Annotated in this window: 19 protein-coding genes and 2 pseudogenes; 9 read left to right on the top strand and 12 right to left on the bottom strand. The window is 39.9% G+C overall.

Features of this window, described 5'->3' with window-relative positions:
- The first annotated feature begins 154 nt into the window (after positions 1 to 154).
- Positions 155 to 2,212 carry a methionine--tRNA ligase gene (gene metG / locus FTV52_RS02105; protein WP_179989678.1) on the top strand — a complete coding sequence of 686 codons (2,058 nt, stop codon included), beginning with the start codon at positions 155 to 157 and terminating at the stop codon, positions 2,210 to 2,212.
- A 179-nt stretch (positions 2,213 to 2,391) separates the two neighbouring features.
- Entirely contained in the window at positions 2,392 to 3,192 is an 801-nt protein-coding gene (locus FTV52_RS02100; protein ID WP_228278934.1) for a putative phage abortive infection protein, read from the top strand.
- Positions 3,193 to 3,378: 186 nt separating this feature from the next.
- On the opposite strand, the gene FTV52_RS02095 is transcribed toward FTV52_RS02100, so the two are convergent.
- On the bottom strand, positions 3,379 to 4,002 hold the full coding sequence (locus FTV52_RS02095; RefSeq protein ID WP_096901823.1) for a LysE family translocator: 624 nt from the start codon (positions 4,000 to 4,002) through the stop codon (positions 3,379 to 3,381).
- A gap of 357 nt (positions 4,003 to 4,359) precedes the next feature.
- Between FTV52_RS02095 and FTV52_RS02090 the strand changes: the two genes are divergently transcribed.
- From FTV52_RS02090 to FTV52_RS02075, 5 genes and pseudogenes are all read left to right on the top strand, one after another.
- On the top strand, positions 4,360 to 5,982 hold the full coding sequence (locus tag FTV52_RS02090) for an oleate hydratase (RefSeq protein ID WP_179989675.1): 1,623 nt from the start codon (positions 4,360 to 4,362) through the stop codon (positions 5,980 to 5,982).
- A 135-nt stretch (positions 5,983 to 6,117) separates the two neighbouring features.
- A pseudogene (locus FTV52_RS14615) lies at positions 6,118 to 6,505 on the top strand (IS4 family transposase); the annotation flags it as partial.
- Positions 6,500 to 6,691: pseudogene (locus tag FTV52_RS02085) on the top strand (HlyD family secretion protein); the annotation flags it as partial. The pseudogenes FTV52_RS14615 and FTV52_RS02085, both read left to right, overlap by 6 nt.
- A gap of 67 nt (positions 6,692 to 6,758) precedes the next feature.
- A complete protein-coding gene (locus FTV52_RS02080; RefSeq protein ID WP_131261522.1) occupies positions 6,759 to 7,631 on the top strand; it encodes a 1-aminocyclopropane-1-carboxylate deaminase/D-cysteine desulfhydrase in 873 nt (290 codons plus the stop codon).
- Positions 7,632 to 7,684: 53 nt separating this feature from the next.
- Positions 7,685 to 8,881, top strand: coding sequence for an NAD(P)/FAD-dependent oxidoreductase (locus FTV52_RS02075; RefSeq protein WP_179989673.1), 1,197 nt, complete (start codon positions 7,685 to 7,687; stop codon positions 8,879 to 8,881).
- Positions 8,882 to 9,060: 179 nt separating this feature from the next.
- Here FTV52_RS02075 and FTV52_RS02070 read toward each other — a convergent pair whose 3' ends face one another.
- The 4 genes from FTV52_RS02070 to FTV52_RS02055 all read right to left on the bottom strand — a co-directional run bounded on the left by FTV52_RS02070 (position 9,061) and on the right by FTV52_RS02055 (position 11,918).
- Entirely contained in the window at positions 9,061 to 9,228 is a 168-nt protein-coding gene (locus FTV52_RS02070; protein WP_004975492.1) for a hypothetical protein, read from the bottom strand.
- Between the two features lie 169 nt (positions 9,229 to 9,397).
- Complete coding sequence (locus tag FTV52_RS02065) at positions 9,398 to 9,568, bottom strand: hypothetical protein (protein WP_004975491.1); 171 nt, start codon at positions 9,566 to 9,568, stop codon at positions 9,398 to 9,400.
- Positions 9,569 to 9,660: 92 nt separating this feature from the next.
- Positions 9,661 to 11,385 carry a mechanosensitive ion channel gene (locus FTV52_RS02060; RefSeq protein ID WP_179989671.1) on the bottom strand — a complete coding sequence of 575 codons (1,725 nt, stop codon included), beginning with the start codon at positions 11,383 to 11,385 and terminating at the stop codon, positions 9,661 to 9,663.
- 254 nt (positions 11,386 to 11,639) lie between these two features.
- Positions 11,640 to 11,918, bottom strand: coding sequence for a hypothetical protein (locus tag FTV52_RS02055; protein ID WP_179989669.1), 279 nt, complete (start codon positions 11,916 to 11,918; stop codon positions 11,640 to 11,642).
- Between the two features lie 201 nt (positions 11,919 to 12,119).
- Here FTV52_RS02055 and FTV52_RS02050 point away from each other — a divergent pair, with 201 nt between their 5' ends.
- A complete protein-coding gene (locus FTV52_RS02050; RefSeq protein WP_004975486.1) occupies positions 12,120 to 12,542 on the top strand; it encodes a hypothetical protein in 423 nt (140 codons plus the stop codon).
- A gap of 138 nt (positions 12,543 to 12,680) precedes the next feature.
- Here the strand turns inward: FTV52_RS02050 and FTV52_RS02045 are convergent, their stop codons facing one another.
- Positions 12,681 to 13,355: a hypothetical protein gene (locus tag FTV52_RS02045; protein WP_179989668.1), complete on the bottom strand. Its 675-nt coding sequence runs from the start codon at positions 13,353 to 13,355 to the stop codon at positions 12,681 to 12,683.
- A 4-nt stretch (positions 13,356 to 13,359) separates the two neighbouring features.
- Complete coding sequence (locus FTV52_RS02040) at positions 13,360 to 14,121, bottom strand: ferredoxin--NADP reductase (protein WP_179989666.1); 762 nt, start codon at positions 14,119 to 14,121, stop codon at positions 13,360 to 13,362.
- Positions 14,122 to 14,206: 85 nt separating this feature from the next.
- On the opposite strand from FTV52_RS02040, the gene gigC reads away from it, so the two are divergent.
- Positions 14,207 to 15,088, top strand: a complete 882-nt coding sequence (gene gigC, locus FTV52_RS02035; protein ID WP_004975482.1) for a LysR family transcriptional regulator GigC — start codon at positions 14,207 to 14,209, stop codon at positions 15,086 to 15,088.
- 34 nt (positions 15,089 to 15,122) lie between these two features.
- On the opposite strand, the gene FTV52_RS02030 is transcribed toward gigC, so the two are convergent.
- The 5 genes from FTV52_RS02030 to nuoM all read right to left on the bottom strand — a co-directional run bounded on the left by FTV52_RS02030 (position 15,123) and on the right by nuoM (position 20,038).
- A complete protein-coding gene (locus FTV52_RS02030; protein WP_096901807.1) occupies positions 15,123 to 15,704 on the bottom strand; it encodes a cold shock domain-containing protein in 582 nt (193 codons plus the stop codon).
- A gap of 86 nt (positions 15,705 to 15,790) precedes the next feature.
- On the bottom strand, positions 15,791 to 16,084 hold the full coding sequence (locus FTV52_RS02025; RefSeq protein ID WP_004975478.1) for a cold-shock protein: 294 nt from the start codon (positions 16,082 to 16,084) through the stop codon (positions 15,791 to 15,793).
- 81 nt (positions 16,085 to 16,165) lie between these two features.
- Positions 16,166 to 16,801, bottom strand: a complete 636-nt coding sequence (gene upp, locus FTV52_RS02020; protein WP_004975475.1) for a uracil phosphoribosyltransferase — start codon at positions 16,799 to 16,801, stop codon at positions 16,166 to 16,168.
- Between the two features lie 126 nt (positions 16,802 to 16,927).
- Entirely contained in the window at positions 16,928 to 18,421 is a 1,494-nt protein-coding gene (gene nuoN, locus FTV52_RS02015; protein WP_179989664.1) for an NADH-quinone oxidoreductase subunit NuoN, read from the bottom strand.
- 3 nt (positions 18,422 to 18,424) lie between these two features.
- Entirely contained in the window at positions 18,425 to 20,038 is a 1,614-nt protein-coding gene (nuoM, locus tag FTV52_RS02010) for an NADH-quinone oxidoreductase subunit M (RefSeq protein ID WP_004975471.1), read from the bottom strand.
- Position 20,039 lies beyond the last annotated feature (1 nt).

Below are 20,039 nucleotides of genomic sequence, written 5' to 3'. Positions count from 1 at the left end.
TTATCTTCAAATGCAGACCAAGAGCTTGTTTCGATATTGTATTTAGCCTTCTAAGCGGATTTGAAAAGAATTCCTGGAATCCCTTGTGCATCTATGTGCTATCTAAGGTAAAATTGCCCGAATTGCATCGTCCCTATTTGAGAGAGTTATATCCGTGCGTCAAATTTTAGTCACTAACGCCCTACCATACGCCAATGGTCCGATCCATATGGGTCACTTACTCGGTTATATCCAGGCAGATATCTGGGTTCGCGCCATGCGTGCAATGGGACATGACGTGACTTATGTCTGTGCGGATGATGCGCATGGTACAGCAATCATGCTGCGTGCCGAAGCCAACGGGATTAGCCCTGAACAGCAAATTGCCAATGTGCAACAAGAACACATTCGCGATTTTGACGGTTTTGGTGTGCATTTTGATCATTATGATTCAACGCATAGCGACACCAACCGCGCACGTGCCAGCGAAATTTATGTCAAAAACCGTGATGCAGGCAATATTGCTGTTCGTCCCGTCACGCAATTATTTGACCCTGAAAAAGGCATGTTCTTATCAGATCGTTTTATTAAAGGCACTTGCCCAAAATGTAAAGCGGAAGATCAATACGGCGATTCTTGCGAAGTTTGCGGCACAACCTATAATGCGACTGAGCTGATTAATCCAAAATCGACTTTGAGCGGTGCAACGCCAGTAGAAAAATCATCAGATCATTACTTCTTTAAATTGCCTAATTTTGGCGAATATTTGCAAAAATGGACACGCGATGAAGGTCGTTTGCCAGTTTCGATCGCCAACAAATTAGATGAATGGTTTGAAAATGGCTTGAATGACTGGGATATTTCACGTGATGCACCATATTTTGGTTTTGAAATTCCAGACGCACCAAATAAATATTTCTATGTCTGGGTTGATGCGCCAATTGGTTATATGTCGAGTTTTGAAAACTACATAAAAACCAAACGCCCTAACCTGAATTTTGACGATTACTGGAAAAAAGATTCAGACAAAGAAGTCTACCACTTCATTGGTAAAGACATCGTATATTTCCACGCATTATTCTGGCCTGCAATGTTAGATGGTGCAGGTTATCGCACGCCTACAGGTTTATTTGTAAATGGTTTCTTGACTGTAAATGGTCAAAAAATGTCGAAATCTCGCGGCACATTTATTAAAGCAGAAACGTATTTACAGCATTTAAATCCTGAATATTTACGCTATTACTTTGCATCAAAACTGTCTGATAAAGTTGAAGACTCTGACTTAAATCTGGATGATTTTGTGCAGAAAGTAAACTCTGATCTTGTAGGTAAAGTGGTGAATATTGCCAGTCGTTGTGCCAAATTCATCAACACTAAATTTGATAACAAATTAAGTGCAAACTGCGCTGAACCTGAGTTAGTACAAAGCTTTATTGCTGCAGGTGACTCGATTGCCAAAGCATACGAAGAGCGTGAATTCTCTGCGGCAATTCGTGAAATTATGGCGCTTGCTGACCGCGCCAACCAATATATTGATGAGAAAAAGCCTTGGGCTTTAGCCAAAATTGAAGGCGAAGAACAGCAAGTTCATGACGTATGTTCTGTAGGGATTAACCTATTCCGTCAATTGGCGATTTATCTTGCGCCTGTACTGCCAACCTTGGCTGAACAAGTTCAAGCCTTCTTACAGTTAGATAGCTTTAACTTTGAATCACGTAAAACTGTTTTAGTCGGTCATGAAATTGCGTTGTTCCAACCACTCATGCAACGTGTTGATCCGAAAGCGGTAGCTGCAATGGTAGATGCATCTAAAGATTCTTTAGCCGCACCTGCTGAAGCACCAAAAACGGAAAAGAAAAAAGAAAAAGCCAAAGAGAAAAAAGCAGAACCTAAAGTCGGTGAAGCGGAAATTATCACCATTGATGACTTTGTCAAAATTGATTTACGTGTTGCAGAAGTTTTAGAGGCTGCAACCGTTGAAGGTTCAGACAAACTGCTTCAATTAACTTTAAATGTAGGTGAAGCTGAGCCACGTAATGTGTTTAGTGGTATTCGTGAATTTTATCAACCAGAAGATTTAAAAGGCAAATTGGTGGTGATGGTGGCTAACCTTGCACCTCGTAAAATGCGTTTTGGTATTTCTAACGGTATGGTACTTGCTGCGGGTAATGGCGAAGGTGTTTGGGTGATTTCACCTGAATCTGGCGCAAAACCGGGTGATAAAGTGTCTTAATTTTTAGACACTGATAAAAAGCCCTGCTATATTTTAGTGGGGTTTTTTTATAGTTATAAATAATGAATAGATGGATAAAGTTTTTTTGCTTAGTTCTACCAATAGTCTTGATAATTATTAGTTTGCTAGCTACCTATTTTATTTTTACCAACAAAGCTTTTCAAATTGGAGTAACCTCCTTGATTGATCCAAATTTAGGAGCTTCTTTAGGTAATTTGTATGGAGGAGTTATAGGTACTCTCTTAAGTGCATCAAGCATATTCCTCTTGATTTATACAATTATTAATCAAAAAGATGAAGCACAGAAAAATAATTTAAAGTCTAATTTTTTTAAAATGATTGATTATCACAACCAACATTTGATAAATATTTCTTTACCCAATACCAATCCGCAACACCCACCAAAAGAAGGGAAAAAGGCTTTTGTAACCTTCAAAATTCAGTTCAAACGAATTTTAGAAACGATTCAAGAAATTTCTGTACAAGAAAATCTCCAACTCAATAAATCACAAATATTAGATATCTCATACGTTATTTTTTACTTTGGTATAGAGGGAAGTTGGACGACATTTATAGTAAATAAACTATCAAGGTATAATGGATTTAATGAAGAATTAGTTATTAAAATTCAGAAAAGGTTAATGGAAAAGGATTTTAGAGGCTGCTTATTGAAAACCAATCAAACTCATTTAAGCTCTTATTTTAGAAATATGTATAATGCTATAAAAATAGTAGATGAATCAACAATCCTAAGTGATTTTGAAAAATACGAGTTAATAAAAATTTACCGTGCTCAACTTTCAAACCCTGAGCTTTATATCCTTTTTTTCAATGTTTTATCGCGTTTTGGAAAAAAATGGCTCCAAAATAATTTTATAAATAAATATGATTTTATTAAAAATATTCCATTTGAATATTGTGACGGATATGACCCTAAACATTACTTTCCATCTATCAAATTCGAAGAGGATGAATATTGATTTAAGTACTAACGCACAGAAAGGTGACATGGATGTAGCCTGTTCGTTAGGCACACGGACGTGCCCTCTAACGAACAAAGGATTTTTGTTACTTTTGATCCTTTAAAAGTAAGGCAAACATTTTAATTATTAGAATACCCTCATCCCAATCTTCTCCCAAAAGGCATAGGTATCTACACAAATAAATCACTTCATCCCAAAAATTAACTTTAATCCCAATACTGTCATGACCGCCCCTGCTGCACGGTCAAAAATAGCCTTAAACTTAATATAAGCCTGACGCGGTTTTTCTGCAGACAAAGCCACTGCAACCAATGAACACCAACCTGCATCAATAAAAAAACACAGAATTGGCAGCACCACATAAAAATAGTTCGGAATTTCTTTAGGCAACAAAGCCGTAAAAATACTCGCCAAGACAATTGCAATTTTAGGGTTAGATAACTGCGTAATTAAACCTGTAGTAAACGCACGGCGCAGTGACATTTGCTGTCCATGTGCAAGATTGGTTTGAATAGGCGCTTTGGCATGCTTCACAATTTTATAAGCCAAAAACAACAAATATAAACCACCACAAATTTTAAGCAGAAAATATGCTGAAGGCACTGCCAATAAAATAGCCTGCAACCCCATCACCGCCAATAAACCAAAAATTGCGGCACCCGTACCCGTGCCTAAAGCCGTAAATAAACCATGCTTACGTGAAATGGCTATCGAATTTTTTGCCACATAAATAAAGGTAGGCCCAGGACTAATTGCCCCCAACATTAATGCCAAAGCAATAGAGCCTAAAATCAATAATGATTCCAAGATAGACCTCAAGATTAGAATAATTTTCAATTATTTATTTTACTTAAAAAACCATAATAGAAGATATAATTTTTTTGATTTATGTTTATAAATTTAAGGATTTTTCAAGCAATTTGATATTTATTAAAAAAACCAAAAATAGAGTAAAAACTCAATTTAATTTCAATATCAAACAGTTAAAACATAGCATATGAACAGTAAAATTTTATTGTGCATCCATTTTTTCTATTAAAGTTTTTTTCTGATAATAATTTATCATCGATTTTTAGCAGAACTTTCATATATTTTTAAAACATATAATCCCATAATAAAATTATGGCTTTAATTTTCTTTAGAACTACAACCGAGGCACATCAGATGCAAAATAAAAGACTGAAAACATTAGACCGCTCTAAATCACATCTTTGGATTGTAGGTGGAGGCATAGCTGGTATGGCTGCTGCTGCTTTTGCGATTCGTGACGCTAAAGTGCCAGCCGAACATATCCATATTTTAGAAGAATTGAATGTTTCTGGTGGTTCGATGGATGGTGGACATAATCCGCTTAATCCGAACCAAGCATGGGTCACACGTGGTGGACGTATGCTAACTGATGAGACTTATTTGTGTACTTGGGATTTATTTTCAAGCATCCCATCTTTAGAAAATCCAGACATTTCTGTTCGCGAAGAATGTCGTGAATTTAACGAACAAGTTAAAACCAATGCTCAAGCACGTTTGATCGACTCAAATCATATTATTGCAGAAGCTCAAAAATTGGGATTATCAACGCTCAACCGTGCTCAAATGTTACGTCTACTGGCATTAAAAGAAGATCGTATCGGTAGTCGCCGTATTGATGAATTTTTTGATGATGCATTTTTCCAAAGTAATTTTTGGCGGATGTGGCGAACCACGTTTGCCTTTCAAAAATGGCATAGCGCAGCGGAATTACGCCGTTATTTTCTACGTTTCATTCAAGAATTACCACGCATCCATACCTTAGCAGGTGTGAAACGAACTAAATACAATCAATATGATTCAATGATTCATCCTCTACAACGCTGGTTGGTGGAACAAGGCGTTGATGTTCGTTTCGGTAGTTATGTCACAGATGCAGACTTTGTCGAAGATGCCCAAACGAAGGAACGTAAGGCAACCCAACTTTATGTCAACATTCCAGAAGGCACTGAACAAATTCAACTGGGTGAGCATGATCTTGCGCTCTTTACTTTAGGTTCGATTACGGCTGATTCACGTTATGGCGATAAATTCGATGTTCCTGAGCTGATTCGTGATCGACAAGATCATGGCTGGCGTTTGTGGGAAACATTGGCTCAAAAAGCTCCTGATTTTGGTCGTCCAATGACCTTCTATGGCAACATTGATGAGCATAAATGGAAATCCTTTACGCTCACCATGCATGATGATGTGCTGCTAAAACGGATTATTGATTACACAGGAAATGAACCGGGTACAGGTGCACTCATGACTTGGTTTGAATCTGGTTGGCATCTATCTGTGGTCGTTCCAGCTCAACCGCATTTTGCTGACTTACCAGAAGGTAAATTCACCTTATGGGGTTATGGTTTTGAAATTAACCATATCGGCGATTACATTAAAAAACCGATGAGTGAAGCGACGGGTCAAGAAATTTTAATTGAGTTGATTCATCAACTTGGTTTCGATGACATTTTGGATCATGTGTTGGCACATACTGACATTACCACAGTAATGATGCCTTATGCCTCTGCCCTATTTGCATGTCGTAAAGCAGGTGATCGCCCATTGGTCATTCCAGAAAATGCAGTCAACTTTGCTTTCTTAGGTCAATTCGTAGAGCTTGAAGATGATGTGGTTTTCACTGTGGAATATTCCGTACGTTGTGCCATGATTGCCATTTATCAGCTCTTAGGTGTCGAACGTGAAATTCCAGAGATTTACAATGGTTTACTCGATCCTAAAGTTGGCTTAAATGCTTTGGAAGCAGTTTTTCATTAAATTTTAAAAAGCCATAGGGTAAATTGCTGCCCTATGGTTATTCAACTTACTTTGATAAAACGATCTTTGTACACGACAAAAAAAGATAACTCATTGAAATAATGGCATAATACTTGTTTTCTGACGACGAATATGATGATACATTTCAATGAGTTACATCTCATCTTAAACAAATATCTAAAGTTGAACAAGTCACATGTAAAATGTTTTACACTGATTATGCTGGCATTAATTGTAAAACAGACATGTAATCTTTCTTCTGCATTTAAAGCCTTACCCATCACGTGCTTACCACAATCATTTTTATCGATGTATACAACGCTTCTTTGCAGATCAGTATTTCGATTATCGTCAAATTTCTCAGTTAATTTTCAATATATTTTTATTCGATAAAGTCCAATTAACTTTGGATAGAACCAACTGGAAATGGGGAAAACGAGATATCAATATCTTGATGTTAGCCATCGTCTATCGTGGAATAGCGATACCTATTGTTTGGACATTGCTCAATGAACCAGGCCATGTGGAACAGATTTCCCCCGCTGCGGGTTCAGAGTTCAGTGTACTTAAACCTGACAATCCCACAGGAAATTTTACCAAAGTCGTTCAACGTATAGCGGTACGTATCACCATTGATCCGAATTAAAAAGGGATCGAAAATCTAAGCCCTGGTATGTCGGTGATCACGTCGGTGGATACCGACTCATAAACCAACACTGACATTCTCAATCAAATACATTTACAATGTGGTCAAATTCATTTCTCGTTCGCAAAAAATGTTTGATCACATTGCTTTTCCTACCCCTTATCAAACATTAGAACTTCCCCAGCCTGTTCAACTAACCATCAAACGCCTTGATCAGATTCATCCCCAGATTTCGGGCAACAAGTTTTTTAAACTTAAATACAACCTCTTGGCAGCACAACAGCAAGGTTTTTCTCAAGTCCTCACTTTTGGCGGTGCATTTTCCAATCATATTGCAGCAACGGCTTATGCAGCTCAACGCTTTGGCTTTCAAAGTATTGGCATCATTCGTGGTCAAGAACTTGCGACCCAAGACTTAAATCCTACCCTACAAACAGCGCAAGATTTTGGCATGCAACTGCATTTTGTCAGCCGAGCCGAATATCGTCTGCGCCATGAAGTGGAATATTTACAACAACTTCAACAGCAATATCCTCAAGCCTTTATTATTCCAGAGGGTGGAAGCAATTCCCTTGCCATTCAAGGGACACAGGAAATCCTCTCCCCTGATGATTTAGAAAATTATGACGTAATTTGTTGTGCTGTGGGTACTGGTGGAACAATTGTGGGCATCATTGAAAGTAGCTCGGAACAACAGCAAGTTTTAGGGTTTTCAGCCTTGAAAGGTGATTTTCTCAAACAGGACATTCAACAATGGACCGATAAAAGCAATTGGTCTTTAACCGATGCCTATTGTGGTGGCGGCTATGCCAAAACTACACCTGAATTATTGAAATTTATTCAAAATTTTGAGCAAAAATATCAAATTCCACTCGAACACATTTATACAGGTAAAATGATGATGGGACTTCTTGATTTAATCCAGCACAATCATTTCCCTGCCCACACTCGAATCCTGGCCATTCATACAGGTGGCTTGCAAGGAAAGCTTAAAGCATATTAAAACCCCCACAAATCTTTTATAATTGCTCGCTTTTCGTCTACCGAGTAATACTCATGGTTCATCAGGTTGATGTTGTTGTTTTAGGTGCGGGTGCATCGGGGCTGATGACTGCTTACATGGCAGCACAACGTGGTCGTAAAGTTTTGGTGGTAGAAAAAGCCAATAAAGTGGGCAAAAAAATTCTAATGTCTGGTGGTGGTAAATGTAATTTCACCAATTTAGAGGTCGAACCTAACCACTACATTTCACATAATCCACACTTTGTGATTTCTGCACTCACCCGTTATACCAACTGGGATTTTATTGGTTTGGTCTGCGAATACGGCATTGAATATGAAGAACGTAAACACGGGCAATTATTCACTTTAAACGGCGCTAAAGAAATTTTAGCCATGCTCTTAGCCGAATGTGAAAAAACCAATTTGGTCGATATTCAAACCAATTGTGAAGTCAAAGCTGTGAATGCCCTAGATGATTATAGTTTCCAAATTGCAACGACTTTAGGGTATTTCCAAGCAAGTGCTGTGGTCGTCGCCACAGGTGGTTTATCTATTCCTACCCTTGGTGGTTCAGGCATCGGTTATGAAATTGCCAAACAGTTTGGTCATCGTGTTTACCCGACCCGCGCAGGTTTAGTGCCTTTTACCTTCTCAGACAGCTTTAAAGAAATCACTACACGTTTAAGCGGCAATGCGGTGGATGTGACTTTATCAAATTCATTGAATAGTTTTACCGAAGCACTGCTATTTACCCATCGTGGTTTAAGTGGGCCAAGTGCCTTACAACTTTCTAATTATTGGGATGTCGGAGAAAATTTTAAAATTAACTTTTTTCCTTACTTAGAACTCTATGACTTTTTTAAAAATAAAAAGCAAAAAAGTCCTAAAGTCTTACTGCGCACCTTGCTCAGTGAACATTTGCCAAAAAGTGTAGTAGTAGAGTTACAGCAACTAATTTGGCCAGAGCTTTCTGAAACTGCAGTTGGCAATATTAGTGATGACAAGCTAGAACATATTGCAGCACGTTTAAATGCCTTTGAAGTCAAACCATCGGGCACAGAAGGTTATCGTACTGCCGAAGTCACTTTAGGCGGAGTCGATACCCAAGAAGTTTCCTCTAAAACCATGGAAAGTAAAAAACAAAAAGGCTTGTATTTTGTCGGAGAAGTCTTAGATGTAACAGGACATTTGGGCGGCTATAATTTCCAATGGGCGTGGTCATCTGCACATGCGGCATCGGAGTACGTTTAAGCTAGCTTCCAAATGACATGCGAATAAGGTATGAACTAGGAATGCCTCCAGTCTAAACAGAGCAATATTGATCTTGCTAATCAAATTGCAAAATGACAAAAGCCAGTTTTTCTAAACTGGCTTTTTCTTTAACACCGTCACGCACTATAAAGACTTAGCAATACGTGAATCCTGTTATTTTATTCTAAATAATCGGTACGAAATAATACCAATTTTGGCGTATTTGCCAAACGTGATTCAGTTTGCTGCATTTTAAGCACAGCATTTTGTTGATGCATAGGTAACGAATTTGCCACTTGAACTTTTAAACTGATACGTAATTTGTTTAGCATATTGATTTCTCTCATTATTGTCATCCTTGCGCGAATTTTAAGACTCAAATATTTCAGCTTGGTTAAAACCCAAGTTTTTTATTTTTCCCTTAAACCCTCATCAAGCTTTCCAAGTTATTGATCTGATTTATCCAAATCAGTCTTTGGCTCATTCCTGCCAAAGTTGATTAATTTTTAACATAATTTAAGAGCTTGGTCTATCCTCTTTTGGATGATTTTTCTCAACATTTTCAGTTGGTTTTGCGGTGGCTTCTGGCTTGGCAAAAACAAATTTATAGGCTGCAACAAAAAAGCCGATGGTGATGCCAGCAATCACGATTGGGGCAAAAAACTTATCGGGTGCTGATTTGGACATTATCGTTTCTTTTTTAATGAATACCGAAAAGAAATCGACCAATACGGTGATTGGTCGATCATCTTAGCGATTCAAATCAAAATTTGAACAGGTTATTTCGGGTCATTTTTTGGATGTTCATCAACATCTGGTTCAGCCTCACCTGTCGAACCAAATGGGTTATTGACTGGTGGATGTTCAGGATCAACCTTTAACGTATCTGGCACAGCATGATCAGTTGCCGCTTCAGGTGTTGTAGTCACATCACTTACAGACGCTTGTGGCTGCTCAGTTACGATAGGCGTCATCACACTTGATGCTGACGACGTTGCCGTTTCTGTTTTGTGCAAAGGATTCGGTTGATTCGCCTCACATTTGGCTTTATCAATCAAATCAGTTAACACACGCTCTGCAGGTTGGCGACCACCTAAACCAAAGGCAAGTGCGAAAGCCACTGCAACAGAACCGAGAGTTAAACCAAAGGCCAAGTTCACAATCGAGTCGGCAATACCCATCGCGCGTAAGCCCATGGCTACCACCAAACCCATAATTAAAATACGGACTAAGTTTGCCAACCAACGTGAGCTGTTATATTCACCGCGCTGTACCACTTTGGCGACCAAATTCGCGAGCCAGAAACCCACCACCAAAATGACAGCACCCAACAGGATATCTGCACCAAATTGGATAAACATGGCAATCAAGCCGCTGACTTGATCAAAGCCCAAACGGTTCGCCGCTTCAGATACCGCAAATAGCATGGTAAAGAATACAATCAGATAACCGACTACACATGAAATTTTAGTCGTACCTAAAAAGCGCTGTAAGTCGAGTTTGGCAGGAATATCATCGACTCCTGTACCTGCAACCACTTCCACCACAATATTGGCTACAAAACGCGACACCACATAAGCCAAAATAAGAATCAGACCTGCCGCAATAATATGCGGGATCGCATTCATAATTTCATACAGCATGGCTGTCGCAGGCTGCGAAATGGCTTCAATTCCAAGTGCCTCAAAACCAATAATCAAGGCGGTGATGATCACCAAGGCGAAAACAAACGAACCGAGTAATTTAGGTAAATTTGAATTTTTAAAAATGCCAACTTTTTCAGCATGCTGTTGAATATTCAGGCTGCCTAATAAACCTTCGACAATGCCACGAACAATTTTTGCCAGAATGTATCCGACAAAAACAATCACGCCTGCAATGAAGATGTTCGGTAAATACAGCACAACTTCATTCACCATGTTTTGCACAGGGAACAACAGACCGTTTAAGCCTAAAATTGACAGCACAATTGGCAAGAACAGCAATAAAATCAGCCAATAAACAATTTCACTGATATTTTGACTTAAGCCACTCACACCCACATCGGCACTGAGTTTTTCATCCAACTGGGTACGTGCCAACAGTTTTTGCATCCCCACTTTGACCAGATTTGCCAAAATCCACCCAATAAAAGCAACGGCTACAGCAGCCAGTAAAGAAGGAATAAACAGTAAGAACTGCTGAATCATATTACTGAATGGCCCACTGACACTGGTCAGATTCAACACATTCAGCGCACCAATGACCGCAATAATTAAAATCACCCAAAACACGACCCGCGACACAATCACTTCAATATTTGAACGATGCCCCGTTGCATTTGATAATTTTTGATCGGTACCTAATTTTTGTAGAACCTTTTTAATTCCACCCGCAACCAATAATGCAATCACCCACCCGACAAGTAAAATTGCGACTGCAGCTAAAATGGGTTGAAATTGCTCCCAATAATACATGGCATCAAAAGCTCTGCCATGTAGGTTCCCATTAAAATAATCATTCATCTTGTTTAATCCTCATGGTGATTAGCTTCATTTTTAGGTTTGCACTACAGCGCAAAACTGCTTTTTATCGATTCAAATTATTGAGTAAAGCTCTACCCACCATAGAATTTGCATATTTTTTATTCAACCTTGGGATGCAGAATCGCAACAATTCTACAAAGGAGGGATAATAAACCTTGCGAAAATCCACAAAAAAGCCCTGCATCTAGGCAAGGCTGAATTTGTAAATACGATTTTTTGACGCTTAGGCTAAGCTACCGATCTGTTGCTGTTGCAGTATTACTGTCCTCTGCACGTGCTTCATCTCCAGCTGTGCCCGTTGTCGTGCTATTTGGCGTTGCTTGTTCTACGGTTGGATTAGGATGTCCAGGAGGTGCTTCGCTTGCACTCGGTTTGCGATCCGCCATCATGTAAATCAGCAATGCCAATAAAAAGATTCCCACCAGTAGAAGCATATAGACTGGAATACGTTTTTTTCGCTTAATGTCTTCAGCTGAGTTTACATGAGGTGGTTTATTGAAATCATGCGGCATGTTCCCCTCACTTATGTATTTATCTGATGAATTTTCATACTAACAAGCTCCTCACGCTTATTGTGTGACAATACATAGCAAGATGGTGAAAAGATGTAATATACCTCAAGTACCACCTATGTTGCCCAATATCGACAAAGCTGCCTCTCACGGGGAAATGCGCTATAATCACGTACCGTTTTTTTGTGTACTTTGAACTTTATGGCGTATCGTCAACAAAGTGTATCGCTTGATCTTGACACTGACGTCACTCATCAATGTGCCTTGCACTATACCCGTGATGGGCATCTCATTGGTATTATTGAATTTAGCAAGCCCAGCTATCTGCTCAAATGGGGCGATTTGGAATATTTCCGTCGTCGTACCGAAGAATTTTCGGTCATGCCATTTCCAGATTGTGTGAATGCCATGATCATTGATATTCGCAACATTGCTGCATTTCTGGATAATGAAGTGCCAATTTTACCGTGGCGCTTACTTGAAGAAGAATGTCCTGTGCGTTTGGTGGTTCCTCAAGAGCGCTTAGAGCATTATGCAGGTTTTTTTGAACCGACTTGGCTAAGTAGCGATGTCGATAGCGCGATTCAGGAAATCCGCGAATATATGGATATGTTTGTGCACTAATTTCTTTGAAGAGTCACTTTCAAGCATTGCGTTCAAAAGTTGCTTTCAAAATTGAATCGCACCAAGCAAAAACCTCATCTGCAGCGTTGTAGATGAGGTTTTTATATGAATGGTGAAGATCACCTCAACAACCAATTTTTAGCGAATTGTGAAAATACATTTATTTTCAAAACTCGATTTAGGCAGCCACAAAACCTGCTTAAAACGCACCTGATCTATGCCAAAACTGCGCATTTTCTTAGATGTATAACGCCAACCGACACAGTCTTGATACTTCTCATATTCAGGAGTCTGCCCTGCAATGGTTGAGCTTTGCTGAACTTTAATTTTCTGAAAAAAAACGGTTTCCTTTGCACGGATTGGGCCAATATATTCATTATACATTTGTTCCATTTCGGCACTTTCAAATTGCATTTTTTGCAAACTGCCACCATGCCAACCCAACTGACTACGCAAGTTTAAATATTTTACTTTGCCCGCAGGAAACACATAATTGGCACAAGAAGAAAAGCAATACTGCGCAACTTCTACATTAAGTTGATGGTCAAAGACCAAATTGCCCAAATCAATACCTAAGCCGATCTCGCCACCCCGACTGTTGATTTTTAAGGTATCAATTTTATCTGACTGTTTAAGTAATTCCGCTGCACGTGCGTTGGCTTCAGGGCTAAGTGGTCCATCATAAATGAGTACGTGATCTTGCACAGCAACCTGAGTTTCCACCGTTTCAGCCTGTACGGTTTGTGCGACTATAAACATCAGCCCTGCGCTGGCTATATATTTGAACAGTTGATATTTGAATAGTTGTATCACATCCTCACCAATAATTTTCAACTGCAATATTACCTTCCCCGCGGCGGTTCATGCTTAAACCACGCGCTTTTAAGGCTTCTTTGGTGTCATCGACCATGGCAGGGTTACCGCATAACATCACATGGCTGGTTTCAGGGTTGAGTACACTACCCGCAGCCTGTTCAAGTTCACCATTTGCAATTAATACAGGCAAACGATCATGCAAAGCAGCCTGAGGGTCACGGGTGATAATTGGGATAAATTTAAAGCCTGTATGCCCTTCGCCAAAAGTTTCGGCAATCTCGTGAATTTTATCGACATAAGCCAATTCAGCTTCGGTACGCACGCTATAAACCAAATAAATATGTTGATATTTTGTCCATGTTTCAAAATCTTGCAGCATGGATAAAAACGGTGCAAGACCTGTACCTGTGGCCAGTAACCATAAATCGTGTGGCGCAGGCAATTGATAACGCGCCAAAGTCAAAAAACCATACGGAATTTTTTCCAAGTACAGCTCATCGCCCACTTGAAGGTGCTGCAAGTTAGAAGTAAACGCACCATCTGGCACGACAATTGAGAAAAACTCCAATGTTTCATCAAAGGGTGATGACACCACCGAATAAGCACGTACCACCAATTCATCGCCCACTTTTAACCCGATACGTGCAAACTGTCCTGCGGTAAATTTAAAATGCGCAGGACGGGTCATGGTGAAGCTAAACAAGGTGTTGGTCCAACGATGAACCGAAAGCACTTTTTCTAAAGTAAATTTTTCAATTGACATGATTTGAACGTGGCATGAAAGACTGTGCTCATGTTAGCATGTCGGGGTAATTTATGAATATTTTTTAAATGTTAAGGCTTGATTCATGCGCATGACTTTACGCCAGTTGGCGGTTTTTGTAGCAGTTGCCCAAGAAGGGACAGTAACCAAAGCCAGTGATGCCGTTAAACTCACCCAAAGTGCTGCAAGCATGGCCTTAGCAGATTTGGAAGATGGCTTGGGTGCTCCACTGTTTGACCGTTTGGGTAAGCGCCTACAGCTGAACGATTTAGGTCGTTTTTTATTGCCACAAGCCTTAGAAATTTTGGGGCGTTGTGAAGCATTTGAGCAAGCTGCTAAAGGCGAACTACAAAGCATCGATTTGCGTTTAGGTGCAACCCTCACCATCAGTGACTATTTGATGCCTGATTTAATGGCAGACTTTTTGCAAATTCAGCCACAGGCGCATTTACAATTACAAGTGGGCAATACCCGCCAAATGATTGAAGCTGTAAATCAGTTTCAGCTAGATTTAGCCCTGATAGAAGGCTCTTGTCACTTGCCACAACTCCAATGTATTCATTGGCGTGATGATGAGCTTGCAGTGTGCTGTGCACCAAGTCATCCTTTAGCGCAGTTAAACCGTGCTTTAAGTATCGCAGATTTTGAAGACGCCGAGTGGATTTTACGTGAAGAAGGTTCAGGTACCCGTGAAGTGTTTGACAATGCAATTTTAAAAGACCTGCCTGATGCCAATATTCGTTTAACTTTGGGTCATAACGAAGCGATTTTAAAAATTGTCGCAGGTGGGATTGGTATGTCGTGTATTTCACGATTGGCGATTGAACCTTTACTAGAAAAAGGTCAATTGGTGATTTTAGATACACCTTTCTGGCAACTGACGCGCCCGTTATTCATGTTGGTGCATCGTCAGAAATACCAAGGGCCTGGCTTAAAGGCATTTATGAAGTTTTGCGACGCGAAATAGTTTATAAAAGAGTACCGATGATGGTACTCTTTTTTTAGCGATTAAACTGACTCTCACACGGTATGCCGTCACCATCACCGTCCATTTTAGTATTTGGACAATTTCGTATAAAGAATAATGCTTCTTCGTAAGACGTCATTTGACTACAGTGCTCACGCCCATCACAAGTAAAGTTCTGTTCAACAACAGGAACTTCTACTACTTTTTGTACTGATAAAGCTTCAGGCTGACTATTTTGCCAAGCTTGGTACTTATTAAATACTGCATAAGCCAAGCCGAATATAATCAATATACCAATATAAGTAACAAAATTGGATGAGTTATTTTCAGACTTCTGCTGTCTTTTATGATTCTGCTTTGTCGTATGAATTGCCCTTGATTGAGGTGTATGCCTTTCGACTGCAACCTTAATATCTAGACGGACAATATTATCTGCTTTGAACTTGCCATTTTCTTCTACTTTACGAAATTTTAGATTTTCTCCCACTTTTAGTGGAATATTTTTATTGGGAAAATCTTTAATATGAAAAAATAAATCTTTAGGCTCTCCTTCTATTTGAATAAAACCAAAGCCTCGTTCTTCGTTATAAGTTTTTATTTTCCCTTCTAAAAACATAAATTACTCTTTTCACGTTAATTTTTGATTATTGTACAAAAAAAGAGGCGAGAATGCCTCTTTTCTGTGCATGAAAACATTTAAAACTAACGCTTTAAGTTTGATAACAATGCAGACGTAATCGACGTATTCGCAGCAACCGCTTTGGCTTTTTTTGCTTTTTTGGATTTATCTTCTACAGGTTCAATATTAATGGCTTTATAACGATCACCATTTTGAACCACATTAAATTTAACGCGATCATTGCGCTTTGGCTCGCCTTCAGCCGCAGGAAAATCCGAGATATGGAAAAACACTTCACCTTCAGGTGCGGCAATAAATCCATAGCCTTTTTCGGCATTATATTGTTTGATTTTCCCTTGATATTGTTCAGATTTCATGGCTTAACCTTTTACGAGCTGCACTTTATATGAGTATATAAAAAAGAGGCAGTTAATGCCTCTTTTTCACCGACATTCGGCTTAATCTTTTTGCACTGAACCAAAAATTTTATCGCCTGCATCACCCAAGCCAGGCACAATATAACCATCTTGGTTTAAACCTTCATCTACCGATGCAGTAAAGATCACCACATCTGGATGCGCGGCTTCTACACGTTGAATGCCTTCTGGCGCTGCAACCAAAACCATCACACGAATGTCTTTACAACCACTGGCTTTGAGCAAATCAATCGCTGCCACTAAAGATGAACCTGTGGCAAGCATAGGGTCAATAATCATCGCAATACGGTTTTGTACATCTGGTACTAATTTTTTGTAGTACGTACGCGCTTCTAAAGTTTCTTCATCACGTTCCAAGCCAAGTACAGACACTTTGGCACTTGGAATCAAGTTTAAGAAACCATCTAACATGCCAATACCTGCACGTAAAATAGGCACAACCGTAATTTTTTTACCCGCAATACGGTCTACAGTGACTGCACCATTCCAACCCGCAATTTCGTGCTCGACCATAGGCAAATCTTTGGTCGCTTCATAAGTCAGCAACATGGTCACTTCTTGTGCCAATTCACGGAAGTTTTTGGTGCTGATATCAGCACGACGTAATAGCCCTAATTTATGACGAATAAGCGGATGTCGGATTTCATGAATAGCCACGGGAGAACACCTAAAAGGAAAGAAAAGCAAATATCCTTTTATTATATGCTGTTTTTATTGTGTATATAAACCAAAAAGCCCTCAATTTATGAAGGCTTTTTGACTGAAAGTTAAACTTCTTTCAAATTATTGCTGTGACAGCATGAAATGGATTGGTGACAAAATTTCAGCTTCAAGTGCAATTTTGATAATTGGGTCTGGATAAACACCAATCACCAATACCGCTAAAGCTGCAGCCAATACCATAATACCGCCCACTTTTTGACCCCAATGATCGACAGCATCCATTTTTGGTTCGTCTGGCGGTGTCATATACATCACCACCATAACGCGCAAGTAGTAGTACAAACCAATACCTGAACCCACGATGATCATCGCAGCTAAGAACCAGTGCTGAGTCGTTACCGCAGCCATCACCACCAAGAACTTACCAATGAAGCCTGCAGTTAATGGAATACCTGCAAGAGAAAGCATCATCACGGTTAATACAGCAGTCAATACTGGACGACGCCAGAACAAACCACGGTAGTCAGCCAAACTTTCAGCTTCTGCTACGTTGTTGTATGGGCTAGACATTAATGCCACTGCACCAAACGCGCCAATAGTCGTCAAGACATAGGTAATCACATAAACGCTGACATTACCCAAGCTTGCATAAGTCATGCTGATCAAACCAATCAACAAATAACCAAAGTGTGCAATTGATGAGTAAGCCAAAATACGTTTCAAGTTCACTTGACGTACAGCAAGGAAGTTACCCACCAAAATTGAAAGCACGGCAATAATGGTCATGATAGTTACAATCGAGTCGATCAGGATTGCCCCTGAACCCAAAATGTAACGCACGAACAAACCAATGGTTGCTACTTTCGCTGCAGTCGCAAGGAAGGTTGCGATTGGTGCAGGCGCACCGTCATAAACGTCTGGTGTCCATTTGTGGAATGGCGCCAAAGACAGTTTAAATGCCACAGCAAAGACAATTAAGCCTAAACCTAAAATTACCAAAGGTTGCTGGATGTTTTGCATTAATGCTTGAACAGAGTCATAGAACGACAATGAACCTGTGTACGCATAAATGTACGCCATACCCATAAGCAACATTGCTGATGCAGTTGCAGACAATACTAAGTACTTCACACCCGCTTCTAAAGATTTAGAACGCTGGTGGGTATATGCCAATAAGCCATAAACAGGAATTGACATTAACTCAAGGCTAATGAAGAACGATGCATAGTGCGAACTTGATACCATCAACATAGCACCCGCTACAGAACATAACATCAAGATGTAAAGTTCTTCGCGGTTGTCTTTATAGGTCTCAATATAAGCATGAGACAAAGTAGAACATGCCAATGCTGCGATCAGAATCACCAGTTGATATAACAAGGTGAACGGATCAATCATAAACATGCCCATCACGCTGGCAGGAGCAAAGTTCCCACCAAACATCATGAGTAAAAGGTAAGCCGCAGCGAGGTTCAAGCCCACCACTGATGCTGTAGCAATTAAGTTATGGTTACGCTTAATTGCAGTAAGGATCATCACGATAATCGCAGTTAAAGCCACGATCATCACAGGAGCTAAAGGCATAAGCTCAGAAAATGACATTGTGAAGTTCATGGCTTATTGGATCTCCACATTTTCGAGTTGAGCTGTTACTTCTTGCGTAACTTCAACTACTTCTTGAACTGGGATGTAGCTATTTGCTAACCACGCCATACTTGAATTTGAAATATCAAGGAAGGTTTGTGGATACAGACCAAGCCATACTAGACCCAGCGCACAAATTGAAAGAATCACAACTTCACGTGCATTTAAATCTTTTAACGGATTTGCATAGTGCTGTTTTTGCTCTTCATTTGGTACACCAAACAAAGCTTTGTGAATCAGGATTAAACCGTAAACACCTGCAAAAACTAAGCTGATTGCCGCAATAATTGTGAAGGCTGGGAACTGTTCAAATGAACCCATCAAAATCAGGAATTCACCAATAAAGTTACCTAAACCAGGAATACCGACTAACGCAGCCACAAAGAACATGAGGAAGAATGAAAGGTATTGGAATTGACCACGAATACCACCCATTAAACGCATGTCACGTGTATGTACGCGCTCGTAAATTTGACCACACATAATGAACAATGCAGCAGATGACAAGCCATGTGCCAACATCATGATCATTAAGCCTTGGTAAGTCAGGATATTACCTGCATAAATTGCAAGTAATACGAAGCCCATGTGCGAAATTGAGGTATAGGCAAGTAAACGCTTCATATCGGTTTGCTGGAAAGCACACCACGCGCCGTAGAACACACCAATTAAACCCAAAATAATGGCGATGTCTGCAAACTGAGCAGAAGCCGCTGGGAAGAATGGAATCACGAAACGTAATAAACCGTATGCCGCAGTTTTAATCAAAATACCTGCAAGGTCGACAGAACCCGCTGTAGGCGCTTGTGCGTGTGCATCTGGTAACCAACCGTGTAATGGGAAAACTGGAAGTTTTACCGCAAAACCGATGAATAAACAGATCATGAAGGCATAAGCGACTGCTGGTAATTGTGCGTCAAGTGTATTCGCTACAGCCAATAAATAGTTGTAGTTGAATGAAATTGTACCTGACATCATGTATCCGTAGATCACTAGACCTAAGATACCAATCAACATGATTAAACCAGCAACTTGCGTATAGATAAAGAATTTGGTTGCAGCGTAAACACGTGAACGACCATTTGAACCTTTATGACCCCATAACGCAATCAGGAAGTAGATTGGTACAAGCATCATCTCCCAGAAGAAGAAGAACAGGAACAAGTCAATCGCAAGGAATACACCAATTACCCCACCCAAAGACCATAAAAGGTTAAGGTGGAAGAAACCGACGTTCTTTTGAATCTCACCAAATGAACAGCCTACCGCTAAAATACCCAGTAATGCGGTTAAACCCACCATGAGTAAAGATAAGCCATCCACCGCTAAGTGAATGTTGATGCCTAGGGTTTGAATCCAAGGCAACATAAATTCAGCCGACCAAGTTGGAACTTGAGCGCCTAATTCATAGTTATAGCTAGCACCTTGCCACAATGCGACAGTTAAGCCCAAAGTAACGAGCATGCCCACTAAAGCAATGTAACGCGGTAATTTATCGTCGAGTTTATCGACCAACCAGCAAATAAAACCTGCAATGAACGGAACAAGGATCAGCGCGGGTAGAATTAAATTGTTTGGAGTATCCATC

It is taken from the genome of Acinetobacter sp. YH1901141 (assembly GCF_013416935.1).
Taxonomy (GTDB): Bacteria; Pseudomonadota; Gammaproteobacteria; order Pseudomonadales; family Moraxellaceae; genus Acinetobacter; species Acinetobacter towneri.
The sequence above is the reverse complement of the archived record's forward strand: the minus strand, read 5'-3'. Positions and strand labels throughout refer to the sequence as shown.